General features: G+C 40.3%; 13 protein-coding genes and 1 pseudogene. 3 read left to right on the top strand and 11 right to left on the bottom strand.

Going from position 1 to position 21,512, the window contains the following annotated elements; genetic code table 11:
* Nucleotides 1-123: 123 nt before the first annotated feature.
* On the bottom strand, nt 124-1,317 hold the full coding sequence (gene megL, locus DL897_RS16445) for a methionine gamma-lyase (RefSeq protein WP_420824148.1): 1,194 nt from the start codon (nt 1,315-1,317) through the stop codon (nt 124-126).
* 538 nt (nt 1,318-1,855) lie between these two features.
* Between megL and cshA the strand changes: the two genes are divergently transcribed.
* Complete coding sequence (gene cshA / locus DL897_RS16440; RefSeq protein WP_113660211.1) at nt 1,856-3,307, top strand: degradosome RNA helicase CshA; 1,452 nt, start codon at nt 1,856-1,858, stop codon at nt 3,305-3,307.
* A 363-nt stretch (nt 3,308-3,670) separates the two neighbouring features.
* On the opposite strand, the gene DL897_RS16435 is transcribed toward cshA, so the two are convergent.
* The 4 genes from DL897_RS16435 to DL897_RS16420 form a co-directional block, all read right to left on the bottom strand.
* Complete coding sequence (locus tag DL897_RS16435; RefSeq protein WP_113660210.1) at nt 3,671-5,536, bottom strand: PTS fructose transporter subunit IIABC; 1,866 nt, start codon at nt 5,534-5,536, stop codon at nt 3,671-3,673.
* Between the two features lie 12 nt (nt 5,537-5,548).
* A complete protein-coding gene (gene pfkB, locus DL897_RS16430) occupies nt 5,549-6,466 on the bottom strand; it encodes a 1-phosphofructokinase (RefSeq protein ID WP_113660209.1) in 918 nt (305 codons plus the stop codon).
* Complete coding sequence (locus DL897_RS16425; RefSeq protein WP_113660208.1) at nt 6,463-7,218, bottom strand: DeoR/GlpR family DNA-binding transcription regulator; 756 nt, start codon at nt 7,216-7,218, stop codon at nt 6,463-6,465. The genes pfkB and DL897_RS16425 overlap by 4 nt, the downstream gene beginning before the upstream one ends.
* A 194-nt stretch (nt 7,219-7,412) precedes the next feature.
* Nucleotides 7,413-8,753: an APC family permease gene (locus DL897_RS16420; protein WP_240627480.1), complete on the bottom strand. Its 1,341-nt coding sequence runs from the start codon at nt 8,751-8,753 to the stop codon at nt 7,413-7,415.
* Between the two features lie 314 nt (nt 8,754-9,067).
* Between DL897_RS16420 and DL897_RS16415 the strand changes: the two genes are divergently transcribed.
* Entirely contained in the window at nt 9,068-9,694 is a 627-nt protein-coding gene (locus DL897_RS16415; protein WP_113660207.1) for a sterol desaturase family protein, read from the top strand.
* A 530-nt stretch (nt 9,695-10,224) separates the two neighbouring features.
* On the opposite strand, the gene DL897_RS16405 is transcribed toward DL897_RS16415, so the two are convergent.
* Nucleotides 10,225-10,701 carry a DUF4274 domain-containing protein gene (locus tag DL897_RS16405; RefSeq protein WP_145962239.1) on the bottom strand — a complete coding sequence of 159 codons (477 nt, stop codon included), beginning with the start codon at nt 10,699-10,701 and terminating at the stop codon, nt 10,225-10,227.
* Nucleotides 10,702-10,926: 225 nt separating this feature from the next.
* Here DL897_RS16405 and DL897_RS16400 point away from each other — a divergent pair, with 225 nt between their 5' ends.
* Entirely contained in the window at nt 10,927-11,652 is a 726-nt protein-coding gene (locus DL897_RS16400; RefSeq protein WP_113660205.1) for a hypothetical protein, read from the top strand.
* 269 nt (nt 11,653-11,921) lie between these two features.
* Here DL897_RS16400 and DL897_RS18730 read toward each other — a convergent pair whose 3' ends face one another.
* From DL897_RS18730 to DL897_RS16375, 5 genes and pseudogenes are all read right to left on the bottom strand, one after another.
* A complete protein-coding gene (locus tag DL897_RS18730; RefSeq protein WP_113660204.1) occupies nt 11,922-12,329 on the bottom strand; it encodes a DUF3862 domain-containing protein in 408 nt (135 codons plus the stop codon).
* A gap of 282 nt (nt 12,330-12,611) precedes the next feature.
* Nucleotides 12,612-14,702 (bottom strand): UvrD-helicase domain-containing protein, encoded by a 2,091-nt coding sequence (locus tag DL897_RS16390; RefSeq protein ID WP_113660203.1) that lies wholly within the window; start codon nt 14,700-14,702, stop codon nt 12,612-12,614.
* A gap of 890 nt (nt 14,703-15,592) precedes the next feature.
* Nucleotides 15,593-18,691 (bottom strand): annotated as a pseudogene (locus DL897_RS16385) (type I restriction endonuclease subunit R); the annotation flags it as partial.
* Nucleotides 18,669-19,964 (bottom strand): restriction endonuclease subunit S, encoded by a 1,296-nt coding sequence (locus tag DL897_RS16380; RefSeq protein ID WP_113660201.1) that lies wholly within the window; start codon nt 19,962-19,964, stop codon nt 18,669-18,671. The pseudogene DL897_RS16385 and the gene DL897_RS16380, both read right to left, overlap by 23 nt.
* Nucleotides 19,954-21,498, bottom strand: a complete 1,545-nt coding sequence (locus tag DL897_RS16375) for a class I SAM-dependent DNA methyltransferase (RefSeq protein ID WP_276308600.1) — start codon at nt 21,496-21,498, stop codon at nt 19,954-19,956. Before DL897_RS16375 ends, DL897_RS16380 begins: the two co-directional genes overlap by 11 nt.
* Between the last annotated feature and the right edge of the window lie 14 nt (nt 21,499-21,512).

Below are 21,512 nucleotides of genomic sequence, written 5' to 3'. Positions count from 1 at the left end.
GATAGAAGTTCTTATAGGTTTTGCCTCTTAGAACTTCTTATCCCGTAGAGCGGGGCATGAGGTCGACTGAGTCGAAAAATGCCTCCCTTTCTTACCTATTTTTGGTTAATCAACATTCCTGATCTAGACATATAAAAGTGCATGCTCTAAATCTTCGATGATATCCCCGACATCTTCAAGACCGACTGATAAGCGAATAAGTCCATCCGATATTCCCATTTGTATTCTCTTTTCTCTCGGTATTACTGCGTGTGTCATGGAAGCGGGATGTTGAATCAGTGATTCGACATCTCCTAGACTTACTGCCCTCTTACATAAAGTCACATGATTCATCATCCGTATACCAGCTTCAAATCCTCCTTTTAAACAAAAGCTAATCATTCCACCAAATCCATCCATCTGTCTTTTGGCTAATGGGTTTTGGCTATAGCTAGCTAAGCCCGGATAATAAACTGCAGCGATTTTTGGATGGGATTCTAAAAATTCCGCTACTTTTTGTGCATTTTCACAGTGACGCTCCATCCGCACACTCAGTGTTTTGATTCCCCGAATGAGTAGGTATGCAGCAAGAGGAGCTAAAATTCCCCCTATGTCTTTTTGTGTGGTCAATCGAATCTCATCGATCAATTCCTTGGAACCCACAGCAAGACCGGCAACCACATCACCATGCCCTCCGATATATTTGGTAGCACTATGGATAACAATATCACAGCCCCATTCAAGTGGACGCTGCAAATAAGGAGACATAAATGTATTATCCACGATAGTCTTAATTCCAGCTTGTTTGGCGATTTTAGCGATCATCGCTAAGTCTACTAGTTCCATCGTGGGATTGATTGGCGTTTCTATATAAATCACTTTCGTTTTATCCTGAAGGGCTTGCATCACTGTTTTTTCATCCGTCATTTCACAAAATGAGAAATTGACACCAAACCTCTCTTTTAACCAATTGAAAAAGCCATAAGTACAACCATAAAGTCCTTTAGAACAAAGGATATGATCCCCTGTTTTGACAAGCCCTAAGATCACAGCGGAAACAGCAGCCATGCCTGATGCAAACGCTAGACCTGCTTCTGCTTTTTCAAGTGTGGCAACTTTTTGCTCAAGTACATCTATCGTTGGGTTTCCCAATCTTGAATAGATATAACCTGCTTCTTCGCCAGCAAATCGACTAGCTCCTTGATCAACGGAAGAAAAGACAAAAGTAGATGTTTGGTAAATCGGAGTAGCTAATGCGCCCAGCGGATCTATTGAATTACCTGCATGAATCACTTTTGTCGACAAATGCATTTCTTTTTTAGATCCATTCATATTCATCAATGGCTCCCTTCTAGATGTTTTTCATTGCATGACTATGCAAGAAGGATACCAATGAATAAGTATGACATTTTCTCTAGAATCTGAATTGGATCGGAAACTTTTAGTTACAGTTGAACATTTTTATTTCCACATTGCTCCCACTTTTGCCAATCAATTGATTTGCACCTGACTCCTTTTTCGTATATACTTGAAATTCATGCATAGCACGTTCAGGTCCATAAGATATGAGAAAGGATTGACGACTAGCATGCGCTAAATGTCGCTTTGAAGAGCATGTCGTCAATCCTTTTTTATTTACATGATCAGAAGTAAAATGAGCGAACGGAAAAAGAAAACGGCCGCATAAGAAATTTTTTCAACAAATTGGTATTTACTATCATTTTCCAATGACTTTTTTGTTAAGTGGAGCTAAACAAGGTATAGCTAATTAAAAATTAAAAACACTAATGAAAAAATCACTCAATATATTCTTTGATTTTACTTAGATAATGGATCTGTATGCCTTTGCTACCAAACAAAAAAAGGAGCTGATCTCTTGGCTAAATTTAGTGATCTTGAACTAAGTAATGCTATACTTGACTCAATTCGGGCTATGGGCTTTGAAGAAGCCACACCCATTCAAGCCCAAACGATCCCCATTGCAATGGAAGGTCATGATTTATTAGGACAAGCCCAGACTGGTACGGGCAAAACAGCAGCTTTTGGTATTCCTTTGATTGAAAAAGTATCGATCGAATCAGATCAGGTACAAGCGATCGTCATTACACCTACACGCGAGTTAGCCATGCAAGTAGCTGAAGAGATAAACCGGATTGCCCAGTTTAAACAGGTGCGTGCACTACCGATTTATGGAGGACAAGATATTAATCGACAAATTCGTTCTCTCAAAAAAAGACCCCAAATCATTGTAGGTACACCTGGTCGTTTAAGAGACCATATTCGTCGTCGTACCATTCGACTCCATACGATTAACCAAGTCGTCTTAGATGAAGCAGATGAAATGCTACAAATGGGCTTTCTCGAAGAGATCGAAGAGATCTTATCGGAAATTCCTGCCGAACGACAAACATTACTTTTCTCCGCTACGATGCCCAAAGACATCAGAGCTCTTGCCGAAAAATTCATGGTAAATCCTATCGAAGTAAAAATCAAAGCAAAAGAAGTAACCATGCCAAAAATCGAGCAATATTACATTGAAATGTCCCAAAAACAAAAATTTGATAGTCTATGCGATTTATTAGATATTCAATCTCCCGAATTAGCTATCGTCTTTGTTCGGACGAAAAAGCGTGTAGATGAAATTTCCGAAGCGTTAAATAAACGGGGATATTCAGCTGAAGGATTACACGGTGATTTATCACAAGCTCGTCGTGATACAGTCATTCGTCGCTTCCGTGATGAAACGATTGATATTATGGTGGCAACTGATGTTGCTGCTCGTGGACTCGATATCTCTGGTGTCACCCATGTCTATAACTTTGATATCCCTCAAGATCCTGAGAGCTATGTTCATCGTATTGGTCGTACAGGGCGCGCTGGCAAAACGGGTATTGCCACTACTTTTGTCACCCATAGAGAAATAGAACATCTTCGCAATATCGAGCGTTCTATTAAAAGAAAAATGATACGCCAATCAATCCCTACCATTAATGAAGTAATCGCAGGACAACAGCGGATCGCTACTGAAAAACTGCTTCAAGTCGTTGAAGAAAATGAATTCCAAAACTATATTGCCTTAGCCGAAGAGCTACTCGAGCATACCGATTCAGTTACCCTTTTATCGGCTGCGTTGAAAATGATTACGAAAGAACCAAATAAAACCCCTATCCAAATCAGCGAAGACCATCCTTACTTCGGAAAAGGAAGAGGCAGAGACAAAGGGGAGAAAAAGCCAAAAAACAAAAAAGGACATTCCCCGAATAAAGGTTCTTTATCCATCCCAAAAGAGCGTAAACGCAGACGTAAAAAGAAAATAAAAACACGTTAGTAAGCATTGTATGAAGAAAAGAGCTGACTCAAAAGAGGATTTTCCTCTTTTAGATAAAGCTCTTTTTTAATTCGAAAGAAGAAATTGAGGAATAAAATGGAATTTAATGTTGAAAGTCCATAGATTCGACATGGAGAATTACTTTAGCTAGTGTCTTTGGTGTAACAGCAAGCATCATATTTTTTGTACAGGATTGGAAGAAGAACAAGCATAGTAAATAGATAGCATATATTGATATACTTGTGATTTTCAGGAATACATAAAGCAAGTGATTTTTTATTTGTTTCTTGGTGAAAAAGAGGTGACCTCAAAGGGCACATAAGTACCTTTTGGGTCACCTCTTTTAGCTTGTTAAAAAATTTTCTATCGTAGCAGTTTTCTCTTCCAAACTCCTAGAATCAACGCCGTTACCACAGATCCTACTAAAATGGCCAAAATATATAGCAACGGCTTATTCACAAGAGGAATAACGAAAATTCCACCGTGCGGAGCAGGGAGGGTAATCTGAAATAACATAGTGAGGGCTCCTGCTATTCCTGATCCAACAATACAGCTACCTAGAACACGAAGAGGATCTGCTGCGGCAAATGGGATAGCTCCTTCTGTAATAAAGGAAGCTCCCATAATATAGTTGGTTATGCCTGCTTTTCGCTCTGCATCTGTAAACTTTGATCGAAAGAATGTAGTCGCCAATGCTATTCCCAATGGTGGTACCATCCCACCAGCCATGATCGCAGCATGGGGGCCAAAATTCCCAGACGATATCGCAGCAATCCCAAAAGTAAAGGCCGCTTTATTAATTGGACCACCCATATCTATCGCCATCATTCCTCCCAAAATCAATCCTAAAATGATGGCATTCGTTCCACTAAGGCCATTTAGCCAAGCAATAAGAGCTTTATTGATCGTAACAACAGGACCATTGATGACGGTTACCATCAACACCCCTGTAATTAGGATTCCAAAGACGGGGTACAACAACACAGGTTTAATTCCTTCTAATTGGTTGGGAAGGTACGAAAATACTTTCTTACACCCTTGCACGATATAACCTGCTAGAAATCCAGCGATAAGCCCACCTAGAAATCCAGCTCCAGCTGTCGCTGCTAGAAAACCTCCTACCACTCCTGGCGCAAAACCTGGACGATCAGCGATACTACTTGCAATAAAACCAGCTAAAATGGGCACAAGAAAATGAAATGCACCATCTCCACCGATTTGCATCAATGTTTTTGCGATGGGTCCTTTCGTATCAATGCCACCAAAAGCAAATGCTAGAGCGATTAATATTCCTCCCCCTACTACAAAGGGAAGCATATTACTTACACCATTCATCAAATGCTTATAAAAACCAAAACCTTGCTTTTCACTCGTATCTTCTTTGCTCGAATCTTTACTTCCTCCATGAAAAATCGGTGCATCTTGGTTGATGGCTTTTTGAATTAATTGTTCTGCTTTATGAATGCCATCAGCTACAGGTACTTGAATGACTCGCTTACCTTGGAAACGATTCATCTCTACTTGCTTATCTGCTGCAACGATGATAGCCGTTGCATTTTCGATATCTTCCTTAGTTAATGCGTTTTTAATACCTGTTGCACCATTCGTTTCAACTTTAATGGGAACTCCTAGCTCTCCTGCCTTCGTTTTTAACGTATCTGCCGCCATATACGTGTGAGCAATTCCGGTCGGACATGCTGTAACAGCTAAAACTAACCCCTTTGATCCTCCTATTTCTTCTTTTGATTGGTCTATTTCCTCTTCGTTCTCGATTTGTTTTTCGGCATCAGCCATCAAACGAAAAACTTCATCAATCGTTTTAGCTTGAATTAATCTTTGTCGAAATTCTTCATTCATTAACATTGTTGACAAACGTGATAGTGTTTCCAAATGTTCTTCATGTTCCCCTTCTGAAGCCGCTATCATAAAAAATAAATGACTAGGTTGTCCATCCAAAGATTCATAGTCAATTCCGTGTTCGCTTTTCCCGAAGCAAATCGCTGGTTCTTTAACAGCTTTTGTTTTGGCATGAGGGATCGCAATTCCTTCTCCTATCCCCGTTGAGCTTTGGTTTTCTCGTATTAAAATAGCTTGTTTAAATTCTGATCGATCATTTAAGCACCCTGCTTGGTCTAATTGATCCACTAATTCATCAATGACTTGATCTTTCGTAGTAGCCTTCAGATTCATAATGACTGTTTCTTTTTTCAATAGATCAATAATCTTCATGGAGTTTACACCTCATATCTTTTGAATTCTCACTTGAGGTAATACTTGTTCAATCATGTCTTTTGTACATAAGTCTTGCGAAAAAGCGGTCGCACTTCCTGCCGCAACACCATATCGGAACGAATAGAGTAAGTCTTTGGTTTGCGTATAAGTTCCAATAAAACCAGCTACTAAAGAGTCTCCCGCTCCTACAGAATTAACTACTTTCCATGTGGGTGTTCGTGCCCAATAAATCGCTTCGGTAGTAAAGAGTAAGGCTCCGTCTCCTCCCATCGATACAATCACATTTTTTACCCCTCGCTCAACTAATTCACATCCATACGGAATGATCTCTTGCACACTGTTTAAGTGAACATGAAATAACTCCCCAAGTTCATGATGGTTTGGTTTGATTAAAAAAGGACGAGATTTCACTACATTTAATAAAGATTTCCCAGCTACATCGACGACCAATCGAATTCCTCGCTGACTTAAATCCTTCGTCCAATCTTCATAGATATGTTCAGGGAGCGATGCCGGGATACTTCCTGCCAATACAACCCATTCCTGAGGTTGAATTCGCTTTAATTTCTTACAGAGTTCAGCCAACTTCTCTGGTGAAATGATGGGTCCTTGTCCATTGATTTCAGTTTCATCTTTCAAGTTTGAATGAAGCTTAATATTAATCCGAGAGTCGGTTTCGACCTCTACAAAATCAACTTGTAGTCCTTCTTTTATCAACGTATTACGAATAAATTCACCCGTAAACCCACCAACAAAACCCAAGGCGGTCGATGGGATTCCCAAGTGAGATAACACCCTAGAAACATTAATCCCTTTTCCTCCTGGGATTTTTTGTTCTTTTTTCATTCGATTTAAATCATTTATTTTAAGATTTTCTACTTCTATAAAGAAATCAATACTTGGATTTAAAGTAACTGTATATATCATGACTGATCTACCTCAAATATTTGTAATTTACCTTCTAAGTCCTTTCTAATTTCTGTTGGTACTTTATCGGTTATTAAAATTGCATCATCTAAGCTAGCTATTTTGGCAAACGATACTTCCATAAATTTGTTATGATCTGCTAAAAAATAAGTTTGGCTCGAAAACTGCATTGCTGTTCTTTTTAAAAGGGCCTCCTCCGGATCAGGCGTTGTATATCCCATTTGAGGATGAATGCCATTAACTCCTAAAAAGCATTTATCAAAGCGAAATTGTTGTAACCCGTTAACGGCTAACGCACCAATAATAGCTCGAGTCGATTCCTTCATTTTTCCTCCTAAAACATAGGCAGGAATATTTTTTTCCACAAGCGCTTCCAAATGACTAATCCCATTCGTCACAACCGTAACCTTTTTGCCGACGAGCTCTGGAATCATTTCGATCGTTGTACTACCCGCATCAAGATATATACAATCTCCTTCTTCTAATAAAGAAGCTGCAAAAGTGGCTACTCTCTTTTTTTCTTGAAGGTTTTTGGAGGACTTTTCAGCGATACTCGGTTCTACTGTTTTTCCTTGTAGTAAGGCTGCTCCACCATGCACACGTTTTAACTGTCGTTTTTTCTCTAAATAAATAAGATCTCTGCGAATCGTTGACTCAGATAAACCGGTTGCAAGTATCAGATCTTGTAATTTTACAAATCCCTTCTTCTTTAACATATCTAAAATCAGCTGATATCTCTGGGATGTAAGCACTTTCATCACCTCGTTCGATTCGCCATTTATATGGTTATCATACCAAAATCAATCAAAAACTTTCAATCATTTTCTCTCATTTTCATTCATTTTCCTTCAAATACAGCATTTGTGCTAATATTACGATAATAAAACCTCCGGAAGCACCTAAAAAAAGTCTAATGATCCATCCATTAGATCATTAGACTTTTCATCTATCCTTTATCGAATTTAAAAGCTAGCTCTTTCTTTCGTTTTGAAACAATCACACTATATAATACACCAATGATTAACCAGCTAAAACCTAAAGCCATTGCGGATAAGTTTAGACTGGTAAATAGCCACAAAGTAAAAGCTGCTCCTATCAACGGAACAATAAAATAACGCACAAAATCAAATCCTTTTCTTCTTTTTTGACGTAAATAATAATGGAAAATGACTGAGAGGTTGACAAACAAAAAGCCGATCAATGCCCCAAAACTAATAAACGAGTAGATTACTTCTAATTCCCCAAAAATCGCTGTCAATGAAATAAAACCGATCAATAAAAGATTAAACACGGGTGTTTTCCATTTTGGATGGAGATAAGCAAAAATTTTGGGAAATGAGCCTTCTCGTCCCATCGCAAATAATAAACGTGAAGCACTCGTCGATGATGATAAAGAGGATGAAAAAACAGCGACCATCGTCCCAACAAGGAAAAATGAATGTAAAAAAGCTCCGCCAATATAAGAGGCAATTTCTAATGAAGCCGCATCTGCACTCTTAAAAGACAAATAGTTTGGATGAATAAGGTGTAAAAAGTAGGAGGTCGCAGTAAACAGTACCCCTCCAATCAAAGCAATCAGAAAAATCGCTCTTGGGATGGTCTTCTTGGGGTTTAACGTCTCCTCTGATAAAGTGGTAACCGCATCAAAACCCAAAAATGAAAAGCACAAAATTGACGCGCCAGTCATAATTAACGAAAGATCAATATTGGCTGTATAAAAAGGGGAGATGGATACTAAAGTCCCCTGTCCCATTCCACTAATGAGCCCCTTCACTACAAATCCGACAAACACAATTAATACCAGTGTCTGAAAAGTGACAAAGAGCGTATTCATATTCGCTGTTAACTTAACACCTAGGATATTAATGATCGTTACAATTGCTGCTAAGGCAAAAACCCAGATAGCATGTGGAACTTTAGGAAAAGCTGCTTTTAGATATGCACTGCCGATGGCGAAATTTACCATAGGCAAAAATAAATAGTCCAGTAGTACAGACCATCCGACCAAAAATCCAATCATCGGATGGATACTTTTTTGGGTATAAGTATAAGTTGACCCTGCCGAAGGATATGCCTTCACCATCTGTCCATAACCATAGGCAGTAAACAAAAGGGCTACCAGAATAACGATATACGATAAAGCCACATGACCTTTCGTCTCTTGTGCAACAACACCATATGAATCAAATACCACCAATGGGTCCATATAAGCCAACCCAATCAGTACAATTGGAGCTAATGTTAGCGTCCTTTTTAATTTCAACTTGTTTTGTTCTGTTTCGTGCAATACGAATACCCCCTTTTTTCAAAAGAATCATGTTAACAATACTGTGTTACAGTTAGAAAATCAAACATTTTTTAGTTGAAAAGTAAATAAAGTTATACAATAATCTAATGTCCTCACCGATTGCAAAACTATTTAAAATTGTCCTATAATATACTTAGATCATCCTATGAGTTTGTTGCATGAATCGGCTGCTCATCGCTTCCCCACTCGTTCCTGTATCCTATCAGTCAAAAGTCACTTGCTTCCTCTAACTTTAAGAATCATCTAGGTTTTGACTCGAATGATGCCACATGCAAAAAGAGGAGTTGACATCTATGAGGAAATATTTAAAAGAATTCTTCTTCTTTCCAGACATTTTCTTCATGTGTATCATTGCACTCGTTGGAATCACTTTTATAGTCTTTCACATAACCACTTCATGGATTGGGCTTGCTTGGTTACTTGGTTTACTATCTTTTGCTCTAAGTGAATATCTGATTCATCGTTTTCTCTTTCATTTACCCCCTCCCAAAAATCCTTTTTTTCTCTCACTTTTAAGGCGCTTACATTACGATCATCATGAAGATCCTACTAACTTAAAGCGATTATTCGTCCCCATTTGGTATAGTGGACCTCTATTTATTTTAGCAAGTGGCATTGGGTATCTATTTACAAGGGACATCGTGCTAACCTGCGCTTATACAACGGGTGCTATTTGTTATCATCTCCATTATGAATGGAAACACTATGTAGCACATCGACCGATTAAACCGCTTACTCCATGGGGAAGAAAGTTAAAAAAATTTCATCTCCTCCACCACTTTAAAAACGAAAATTATTGGTATGGTGTAACACATCTAACAGGTGATCGAATCATGGGAACCTATCGGGATGAAAAAGAAATACCTATGAGTAAAACTGCACGAAAATTAACAGAAGCTAGGAAAAGTCAAATTGAATAAAACGAAGAGCCTTTTTATTTTATCAATACCTAAACTGACTGGTCATATTAAATATAGAACACTACTTCTAAACTTAAAATCTTTCATTAATTTTTTTACCTATTTCATTAAGTATTTACTTAGTAAAAATCAAGGGAGAATTATGTATGCAAACAGTTGGCTATTCAAGATGCTGTTGTTGCTCATGATGTGATTATGAAAGCACTAACACATACTTCCTCTCCATTATCGATAAACTTATTAAAACCATACGAGGAGATAAGACGCCCCTCCGTTTCACAAATACAAAAAATACAAAGTATACAAGCAAACTTAATTGGTATAAAAAATCCTTTCCTTCTCGAGTTAAGAAGAATCCTAATGCCACTCCTATCAAGAACGCCACTATTCAATAAAATGCGACACAAAATTGCGCTGGGCTCACAGCCGATAGATGTTGTTACTTCTCATTTTAGAAAATGAACTTCATCTAAAGAATTTCTTAAAAAAATGCCCATATCATATCTAAAGTGGTATGGGCTGTTACTTTACTAGGTTTGAGACCCTCTCTTTTTTTCAACTATAGATAAGATACCGATTTCTTTTCCTGGAGATGGCTCTAAAAATACTTTAGGTATATCTGGATTTTTCTTCTTCATTTTATAAATATCTACTTTTCCGAGAGGAGGGATAAATGAAATATGCTTGTTGCTAAATTCATCATTCACGATCCGATTATACAAAAGGAGAACAAATTCTTTCCATTCCCTAAGCCTGTCCGAAATCTTCTCTATATCTTCTGTAAGTAAGCGATAACCATCCGCGTCATAAAAAAGGAGCAGAGCTGTACCTAGATCGCAGTATGGATTATTTAATATCGAACAAGCCACTTGAAATCCATCATTCATATTTATGTTTCTTGCTAAGATATGGAGATCCAACGCATTTTCTATTCTGTTGATTTCATCTAATACTTTTACTTCATCTTCCTCATACAATAAGTTTCTAAGCTGTTCAAGATTCTTCATTTCCAAATACTTTTCCTTTATATTTAAGGTTAGTAAATTTCTCAACAGTATTTTTCGAAAAAATGAAATTTATTCTCTAGCCTTTTTCTTTCCAATATGATAAGATAAATACGTTTCATTTTCCCTTTTGTCATAATTTTTAGATCGAACAATGAAAAAATATAAAATTGACATCTGAAAAACTTTCATAAAGAAAAAGGGGTTTACTTCAAGAGGTGGGACATCATGAGAAAAAATCTCTTCTTTATTTTTATCGGAATGGTCATCACTGTTTTTCTCACAGGCGCAGGTCTTATTTACTATCAGCAGATGAGTAGTCAATCCCCTTTGATATCTGTCGTGAAACAAATGATTCATGTGCCCAAGAAAGAGCCACAAGACAAGAAAAAAGCTGTCGCAATACCCACTCCGACCGTTGTAGCAGCTACTCCCATACAAACGAATCAAACACGAAATCTCAGCCAACAAGATCCAGAGCAAAAAGATAAGAAGGAAAAAGAAAAACGAAAACACAGTTTCGTTGAAGGTATTTTAAAACAATGGAAATCGAATAACTTCCAAATTCTTGTAAACTCTAGTTATTTTGTAACTGCCTTGGATGCACATTATGGTACAGATGATTGGTTTACTTATGATGGTGTGATCGATGTGATGTATGGAATCGGGATAAACAACAAAGTAATCATTGACCCTATGTCACTTACACCAAAGCCAGATCCCAGTACGAAACCACCGAATATCGATGATAATCTAACAGCAGATCCACCTGTGACCAACGAACCACCCATTGATCTGCCAACCAAAGAACCCCCATCTACACAACCTGGAACAGATAATCCATCTAAGCCACCAACGAATCCGAACCCAAATCAACCCAGTGATGGTACAGATAGTCCAGATGCAGATGATGATACTAATGGCTCATCGAATCAATCACATTCTCCCTTTTAATATAGATTGATCCATTTATTTTTGATCCTATTTTATTAAAGATGGAAACCTTATTAACTTATAGTAAGCTACATGAAATCTTAATATTTTATATTGAATATCATAGTTGAAACTATATTTTCTCAATTTACAAGATAAAACCCCTGCTTATTTCTCCTTCCCAGCAGTTCTCCATTTAATTTTTATGATGAAAACAAGTAGCTTATTTACATCACGTATTTTATTTAGAAAGCCCTACCCTTTCCAAATAGGCAGGGCTACTTCTTCGGCTATTTTAAACCAAACTGAGCTTTTGAGTTTAATTTATTATTTTGAAACATGGCATTCATGTTAGAACCATCGTCATTTTGCCAAGAATACATCACTGTTTTAATCCCAGCTAACTCATTTGAGCTCATCTCTGTGCCTTCAAAGCCGATAATCTTCACGACCTCTTCATAGCTCATCCCACTTTTGATCTGCTTAAATTTCTCCATAGTAACTTCTTTATTCTCTGTGGCATTTTGCTCTACGGGTTGAGAAGAGGGTTCTGGTGTACTATTTTCTTGTGACGAACTTTCTGATGTAGCCGCTTGTGTTGTTTCTTCAACTGTACTTGTTTTTCCATCATCATTCATTGCTCCAATCATTGCAGCTATCACAATAAACGCTCCAATTCCTAGTAGCCATTTTTTCATCTGTTGTTTCCTCCTATGATCTCTTCGAAATGACTCACTTGAATAGAGCGCAAAGAGTCCGTTACAATAAGAGGAGAGTGAATTTTGGGGGATGTATAACGTAACTCTTTGCGCAAAGACCTAGCGTATAAGTACATCCATTTGGCGATGGTGTACTTACCATCTGCTCAGCTTGTTGGCGCAAGATGAGCAGGATAAAGAATAGGTATGGAACTGGCACTTCCATCCGCTATATTCTACATTCGTTTGGTTTCCAGGCATCCCCCCTTTCACTTTTTTTGTTTAGAATAGCAACTTGGAAGGTGTACCGCAGGAAGAAATAAATACTTTCTCACGAGCCCGAGTGGTTGCAACATAGATTAAAGAACGTTCTTGCTTGATAAACTCATTTTTTTCTTCCTCGTCCTCCATCTTCTCGATCACCCATTCTGGTGGAACATGTTCTTCATTGATCTCTACAAGAAACACAGCTCGAAACTCTAGACCTTTGCTATTATGCATGGTTCCACACTGCACTTCTGCTTCTGCCTTGGTCATATTGGGCGACAGCTTTTTCGCTTGAATCCGATGTTTTCCCAATTCTTTGAGATAGCCCTCCGCAATGTGGTTAAATCGGGCTAAAATGGCGATCTCATTCGGCTTAAAGCCTGTATCGATTAATTCTTTCACTTTTTCAACGACAAATGCTTTTTCTTGCTTTGCCATCGCAAAATTTTGGATTTCGGGGACAGCTCCAGCTAAAAGTGAAATATCCTTTCCTTGATCTTTACCTCCATCGAGATCGTCAAAGCTAAGGTGCTGAATAAACTCCATCGCTTTCTTACGGATCTGTTCCGTTGTCCGATAATTGATCCGCAAGCGCTTCGAACGTTGTCCACGGATATTAATTCCACATCTTCCTAACACAACTCGGCGTGAATAAATCCGTTGGTGAGCATCACCGACCATAAAGAGGTCATTATTATTTTCCGGAACTAACGCACGAATCAATTTAAATCCTTCGGGATGGAAATCCTGTGCTTCATCAACAATGGCTGAACGATATACATAAGTATAGCGATCAGGATTTTCCTCCAGCCAGATCCGAGCTTTGCGAAGTACATCGGTATATTCAAAAAGGTACTTTTGTTCCATCGTAAGTCTAACCCAAGCAATGGTATCCCAAATCTTTTTACGTTCAGCGCGGGAAATCCGCTTTTTTCTTCCTACACGAGTCGTATCTAGATATTGCTCCCATGTTTCTACGCCATTTTGTTGGATGACTCGTTCATACTCATTTTTTAAAAAGGGTAAATCTTCATCATTCCATCCAAACTCCGCTACGGCTTGCTTCCAAATCGCTTTGACTTTCGTATCATCGCTACTTACTCGTCGGACACGGATACCATATGCTTTTTCCACGATTTCCTTCGCTAAACTATCGATGGACTGGACATCAATCCGTTCCATCTCTTCCGCTGTACACATAGTGGTGAGGATCTCACGAATGTTATTGGCAAGGGTTACGGTATAAGTGGTAACAAGTACTTTCTCATTTTTTGGCAACAGGGTACGTACCAGTTGACGAGCCCGATGCATAGCGACAACCGTTTTCCCCGTTCCAGCCCCACCTAAGACCCGGACAGGTCCTTTGTAGCTTTTCTCCACCAGCTCTTTTTGACTCGGATGGAGGAAAGTTCGCCATCGATCCAAAGGCTGATCTAGCATTTCCGTTAATTGTTCGTCTGAAGTAATGATGGCGATATGGCGACTAGCCCCAGGACTGGATACCGCTTCAGCAAAAGTCAGTTTTTTGGGCTTTGCTCTTTTACTTTCCTGTGCCAGTTCGAGTACGTCTTCATAAGGATCATCATGGATTAGGAAGTAAAGATACTCCACAACATCCGCCGGAAAAACTTTTTGATGTTGGGCAAATTCAGCTTCCGTACCCATATTTCTTAGGAGTGGGAGCAATTCTTCTGGAACGCCAAGCTCTAGAAGTTGTATATCCGTATAGGCAGCAAATAAATCAAACGACTCCTCCGTAAGTGGCGTTTTTTCCACACTGGTCCACATCTGGAGCAGACCGGTCTTTTGATTCACATCAAATCGTTTCCGCTCGGCCCAACGATAAGCTTCGTCGTGATGATCTACCCAGACGAGGAGGGTTACGTCCTCATGCTCTGGACGTATAGCCACAACACGGTAATGCTGACTAACACGGATCGAATAGACCTTGGAGTCCAAACTTCCTTTACAGCGTTCTAGATTTAATCCATTGCTATCAGGCTGAGTCCGCAGAAGATCAATCATTTTACGAGTCCGTTTTTGTTCCACCTTCGGGAGTTTGGAAAAGGACTCTAAAAATGTATCTTGAATCGCCACTAAGCTCATGTAACTCCTCCCCTTTTTATCCGAAGATTTTTCTATTTCCCTTGTTTACGTAGCTCCCTAATCACTTCTCTGCCTAATGTCTGTGTATTTTTAGCCGTTCCGGTAGCATAATAGAGGGAAATATCCAGCTTTTTCTCTGCAATCACTTTCCGAAGGATTAATTTAGCAAGCATCTTTTCTTTCCCATAGTCGTTAAGACGATAAACCTTAATCGACTTATTATGATGCTGCTCAATGCGATAGGTCACGTTTCCTAAACTTACCTCTATTTGCTCTTTTACTCCTTCTTCTAGGCTGGGCTTAGGCTCTGTGGTATCTGGCTCCTGCATCTGTTTCCACAAATGAAGCCAATCGATCTCTTCCGTTACATCACCCGGCAGATCCCAAACCCGCCAACCCAGCTTTTCGATCGAATCACGATCCACACTTTGCGCAGGGGTCAAGAGACAGATTTTCGACTCTGGCCAGACTAGCTCCGCCTCGCCAATGATTTCGCCATTTTCCTCAAACTCATAGCCTACTTCCGGTCGAGGTATACCTGCTTTTGTCATGTGTTCGACCACTTTTTGATAAGATGGATGGATCAGTTCTAGCCACTTGTGTGAATCCTCTGCTACCCGGTCTATGGAACGTTGTGACTCCGAATAAGAATGCGCTTCCGCTTTTTCATTAGTAGGCTCTATTATAGGTGCTACTGGTTTTAAAGGTGGTTCCTTGTCTTCAGGTTCTTCGGCTGATTCATTGATTTCTTCTTGCTGCTCTTCTGTAGCCTCTGATTCTATCCTGTTTGCCTCAGTTATTTCTTCTTGTGGCTCTACTTTAGGACTTTCTTCATGATGTTCTTCTGTTGCCTCTGATTCTGTATCATCTGCCAAAAGATCTTCATCATACTGAGACATTAACTCCGCTTGCTTGACCACCATTTCGACGATCTGCTGGTTTTGCTTGGGCGGATAGTTGTATTTTTTTAACAATTTTTTAATGAAAAGGCGAATCTGGGCACGCACACTTTCACGCAGATGCCAGTCAATCGTTAAGTTCTTTTTGAGTGCTGCTGTAAGGTCGCGAGCAATCTGCTTTAATACGTGATCGCCAAGCAATTCTTTGGCATCTTGACTGTTGGATAAGGCATCATAGAAGGCGACTTCGGCGTCGGACAGTCCTAGATCTTCTCCTCGCTTTTGTGACTGATTCACTTCCTTAGCCATTTCGATCAGCATTAGAACCATCGCCGTCGAGTCAATCAAGCGGTTGTAATATTTTTCAATGGCTTCTTCCAGCATCTCCGAGAACTTCTTCGATTGGATTAGGTTTCTTCTCGAGATAATCCGGATCCGATCCTTCAGTAAACGTTGTAATAACTCGACAGCCAAGTTTTTCTGTTTTAACCCTTTAACCTCTTCCAAAAATTCATCCGATAAGATGGCGAGGTTGGGTTTATTGAGTCCCACTTCGGCTAAAATATCGACAACGCCTTCGGTAATGATCGATTTAGAAATCAACTGATTGATTTCGGAATCCATCCCACGAATGGGTCTTCTTTTTTTCTCGGGTTGAACCATTTTGACTATCCCAGCTTTAACCGCTTTGAAGAAAGCAATTTCTACATTAAGGGACTGAGCTTCGGGTGTTGTGGCACATAAGGCATAAGCTTGCGCTAACTCGGTCACCCACTTGATAAACTGTTTTTTCTTCTCTTGCCCTAGGCTTAAGACATAATCCACCGTGTTTACAATCGTTTGCGCCCGTTCTTTTGGTGTTCCCGTAGCAAATGCGCTATAGTCATGTCCATATAACATTTCTTGTAGAAGATCGAGCTTTTCTTTCATAAGATCGATAGCCAACTGGGTATCGATCCCGGTCGTTTCCCGATCCGCTTGGGTATATTGCTGAAGGGCTTGTTTGAGCGAAGGGGCAATGCCGATATAGTCAACGATTAAGCCCCCCGGTTTATCTTTGAATACCCGATTCACTCGGGCGATTGCCTGCATGAGATTATGCCCTTTCATCGCTTTGTCGATATAGATGGTGTGTAAGCATGGGACATCAAATCCGGTTAGCCACATATCACAGACGATCACTAGCTTTAGTTCATCATTTAGATCTTTCATCCGGCTAGCCAGTTGTTCCCGTTCCCGCTTGGTGGTATGATGCTTCTTCATCGCTTCATCATCACTTGCACCTGCGGTCATGACCACCTTGATCATACCTTGGCTCACTTCATCATGATGCCACTTGGGTCTTAGCTTAATGATCTGATCATAAAGCTGGACTGCGATTTGCCGTGACATCGTGACAATCATCGCTTTACCGAAAATTGCCTTTTGCCTGGTTTCAAAGTGGGTCACGATATCTTGCGCGATCTGCTTCAGCCTTTTTTCTGAGCCAACCAAGGCTTCTAGGCGACTAAACTTCGCTTTTAGCTTGCTCTGTGTACTTTCATCCGCTTCTTGGTACTCGGCGATTTGCTGATAGGCTCGATCGATTTCCTGTTTTTCTTTCTCTGGCAAGTTTAGAATGGCCAGCCGACTTTCGTAGAAAATCTTCACGGTGGTTCCATCTTCCACCGCTCGAGTCATATCATAAATATCGATATAATCCCCGAAGACTGCAGGCGTATTCTTATCCGCTAACTCGACGGGTGTCCCGGTAAAGCCGATATACGAAGCGTTCGGAAGCGCATCACGCATGTGTTTGGCCAGCCCAAACTTGATTTCGGCTTGCTGTTTGTCGCCCATCACTTCAGCAGCAAACCCATATTGGCTGCGATGGGCTTCATCGACAATCACCACCACATTGCGCCGATCCGTTAAGATTGGCATCTGATCCCCTTTAACTTCGGGAGCAAACTTTTGAATCGTGGTAAAGACGATCCCACCTGATTCAACGGACAAAAGTTCGCGTAATTCTTGACGGGAGCCTGCTTGCTTCGGTGTTTGCCGCAGGAGCTGTTTGGATCTACTAAAGGTGGTAAACAGTTGGTCATCGAGATCGTTACGATCCGTAACCACGACGACGGTCGGATTATTCAGCTCCGCCACCAGCTTCCCGGTATAGAACGTCATGGATAAACTTTTTCCCGAACCTTGGGTATGCCAGATCACTCCAACTTTGCGATCGCCTTGCTCATCGGTCGCAGCAAAGGTGCGCTCCACCGCTTTATTCGTCGCATGGTATTGATGATAGGCGGAAATGATTTTATAGATGTTTTTGCCATCGGTTTGGAACAAAATAAAATGACGGAGGAGATCGACAAACCGCTCTTTTGCAAACATTCCTTTGATCAGAATATCGAGTTGCGGGACATTGGTGGGAGCCACCTCTTGCCCATCAACCGTGCGCCACCACATATAACGATCGAAGTCGGCAGTCAATGAGCCGAAGCGGGCATGATAGCCATCGCTAATCACATTAAAAGCATTATAAGTAAAGAGCGTACCCAGAGCCTTTTGATAGGTTTTCATTTGCTCATAGGCATGGGTGATATCCACTTGTTCATCAATCATACTCTTGAGCTCGAACACACTCATTGGAATCCCATTGACAAAGACGACCACATCCAGCCGTTTTTCAGTGTTTCCCTCTTTGATGCGAAACTGATTGACTACCAGCCAATCGTTGTTTTGTGGGCGAGTCAAATCGATCGGCCAAACTTTCTCCGTCTTAAAACTTCCATCCTCTTGCCTAACTTGGACATCGATCCCATCGGTTACCATCTGGTGGAAAGCCTGGTTATTGACAAGCAGATCAGGGCTTTGGGGAATAGAGACTTTCCGGATCGCTTCCTCGATCACCTCATTAGAAAAGCGGGGATTGATGCGGGAAAGGGCTTCCCGCAATCTCCCTTGGAGGATCACATCACTATATTCGTCTCGTTCCCGATAGTCTGATTCTGGAGCGATATTAGGACCATACTGGACTTCATAGTGTAGTTCCTCAAACCACTCCAAGACAGCCTTCTCCAGTTCAGATTCGTAAAAGTTGCTCATCGATGATCTCACTCCCTTCCGTATCATGGGGGACGCGAATTTCTCCGGACATGAGTTTGGGGAGGAGGGTGTCGCGGAGGTGGGTTAGTTTTGTATTTTGAAGTTTATTATCAAAAAGCATTTTTTCTATAACCCCAAATTTCTCATTATATTCTTCTAATATTCCAGTATTTGGAACGACTAATTTTAAATTTCTAAAGTCAGTTTTGTTAAATTTAGACTGCACAGATCCAGTAGTTATAGATTTTATAAGCCCTTGCCCAAAAACTGATTTAAACAATCTAAATAAGAAATTGTTATTAATGTCACGTTTTTCCGATTTTATCATTATTAAGTTATTGCCTAATGTCATAGGTATTTTATATGGTGGACATAAGTATACACTTCCAACATCTCCAACGTTTGATATTAAAACTTCTCCACCAAATAATTTTGTTTTATTAAGAAACTCATAGCTATTTTTATTGACATATTTTCTTGTCCCTGTAAAATCAATTTTCAAATCAGTGTTTCGAACAAATAAAGCATAACCTTCGTTTTCTAAAATAGTCACATTCTCTTTTAATTTCGCAAAGCTACCATTTGCAACATAATCTGTTACAACTACATCCAAATCTGCTATTTTTTTAACTTCCCATCCCTTCGGAATCATCCCTAGCTCACTTTCAACAAACTCCCCATCCTGAAAGGGTTCGAAATCGATAAACCAAGATTGAAAGATCGCTTGTGCCATTTCTTCGAGGTTTTTGTTGATTTGATTGTTGAGTTCGATTTTGTTGTCGATAGAGGAAAGTATTTCTCCTATTTCCTTTTGTTCCTCTATGGTTGGGAGTTTTAATTTTGATTTCTCTAATACACCAACTTGAGCTCTTTGTCTTCCAGAACTTCCCGTCATCGATTGTATAGCAATTTCTCTAAACCAAGGAGATATAGAAAGGTAGTAGACAAATTTTTCATCAGCTAGATTTTTCTTCGCTCTCATTACAATAAACTCTGTAGAACCAAAAGCTACCTCATCTGCATTCAAAATATCCACAAAAGCGGTTTTTCCATTTTCTAAACATGGTGTAATTCTTGCAAGTAAAGTATCTCCATTTCTAAATTTCGATCCGCTTGTTACTATTTCCTCAGAATATCCTTGAATTTTTCTTGTAAAAGGCTCTAAATCCTGCATAGTGACTTTCTTTGCCTTAGTACCTTTCTTTATTGTCTCCTTTGGATTAAATGAGATAATCTCTTCAAGTTGAACTTCCTTCCACTCCTCAAAACTCATACCCAATCCCCCGCAGATTCTTTTTAATCTCCTCTTCCAGCTCTCGTGACTTGGCAAACTGCTCCTTTAGCTCTGCCGTTAACCGTGTCATCTTCTCTGCAAACGGCTCCCCATCCTCTTCTACCTCTTCAATCCCTACATATCGCCCAGGGGTGAGGATATACTCGTGCTCCCGTACTTCTTCGAGAGTCGCTGCTTTACAGAACCCTTGGATATCCTCATATTCGCCAGCATCTTTCTGTCCACGCCATGCTTGGAACGTCTGGGCGATTTTTTGGATGTCTTCATCACTTAGCTCCCGATGGACGCGATCGACCATCTGTCCTAGCTTCCGGGCATCGATAAAGAGGATTTCTCCCTTACGATCCCTTTGTCCCTTCGCTGCTTTATTTTTGGTGATCACCCATACACAGACGGGGATTTGGGTCGAGTAGAATAGTTGTCCAGGTAGTGTAACAATCGCTTCGACCAGGTCGGCTTCAATTAACGCCTTCCGAATCTTTACTTCCTGACTTTGGTTGGTTGACATAGAGCCATTGGCTAGGACAAAAGCGGCGGTTCCACTCGGCGCGAGCTTGGAAACCATGTGCTGAATCCAGGCATAGTTGGCATTTCCTTTTGGTGGCTCACCATATCGCCAGCGGACATCGTCGGCGAGGGTTCCATCTTCATCCCAATAGTCGCTTACGTTAAAAGGAGGATTGGCCAAGATATAGTCGGCACGTAAGGCTTTATGTAAATCATGGAAAAAGGTATCAGCTGCCCTCTCGCCCAAGTTATTATCAATTCCACGAATGGCGAGGTTCATCTTACACAGACGCCAGGTGGTGGGATTGGATTCTTGTCCATAGACAGAAAGATCCCGAATTTTCCCTTGATGGGACTTGATAAACTCTAAGCTTTGTACGAACATTCCGCCCGATCCACAGCATGGGTCATAGACCCGCCCTTTATATGGCTGGATCATTTCGACAAGGAGCTTAACAACGGAGCGCGGGGTATAGAATTGTCCGCCTTTTTTCCCTTCTGCACTGGCAAAGTTATTGAGGAAATATTCATAGACCCGTCCCAATATATCTTTGGCTTGACCTTCTTTGTCGCCCACTTTAAAGGAAAAGAGATCGATAATCTCACCTAGCTTGGTTTTGTCTAGTTCAGGTCGGGCATAGTTTTTTGGTAGAACACCTTTGAGGGAATCATTCTCTTTTTCAAGGGCAAGCATGGCATTGTCGATCAGCTGTCCGATCTCCGGCTTTTTTGCGTTTTCCTTGATTCGGGACCAACGGGCTTCCTGTGGTACCCAGAAGATGTTATGGGCGATATATTCGTCTGGATCTTCTGGATCGCTCCATTCATCTTGCTTTAACTCTTCATACTTTTCTTCAAAAGCATCAGAGATATATTTTAAAAATAGTAAACCGAGTACCACATGTTTGTATTCTGCTGCGTCCATGTTATTCCGAAGTTTATCCGCCATCTGCCATAGATTTTGTTCAAAACCAAGTTCAGCACTGTTGTTATTTGATACTGCCACTTTGACCAGCCTCC

Origin of the sequence: Thermoflavimicrobium daqui, assembly GCF_003313465.1 — a bacterium.
In the GTDB taxonomy this organism is placed as follows: domain Bacteria; phylum Bacillota; class Bacilli; order Thermoactinomycetales; family Thermoactinomycetaceae; genus Thermoflavimicrobium; species Thermoflavimicrobium daqui.
This window is presented reverse-complemented; position numbering and strand designations above follow the sequence as displayed.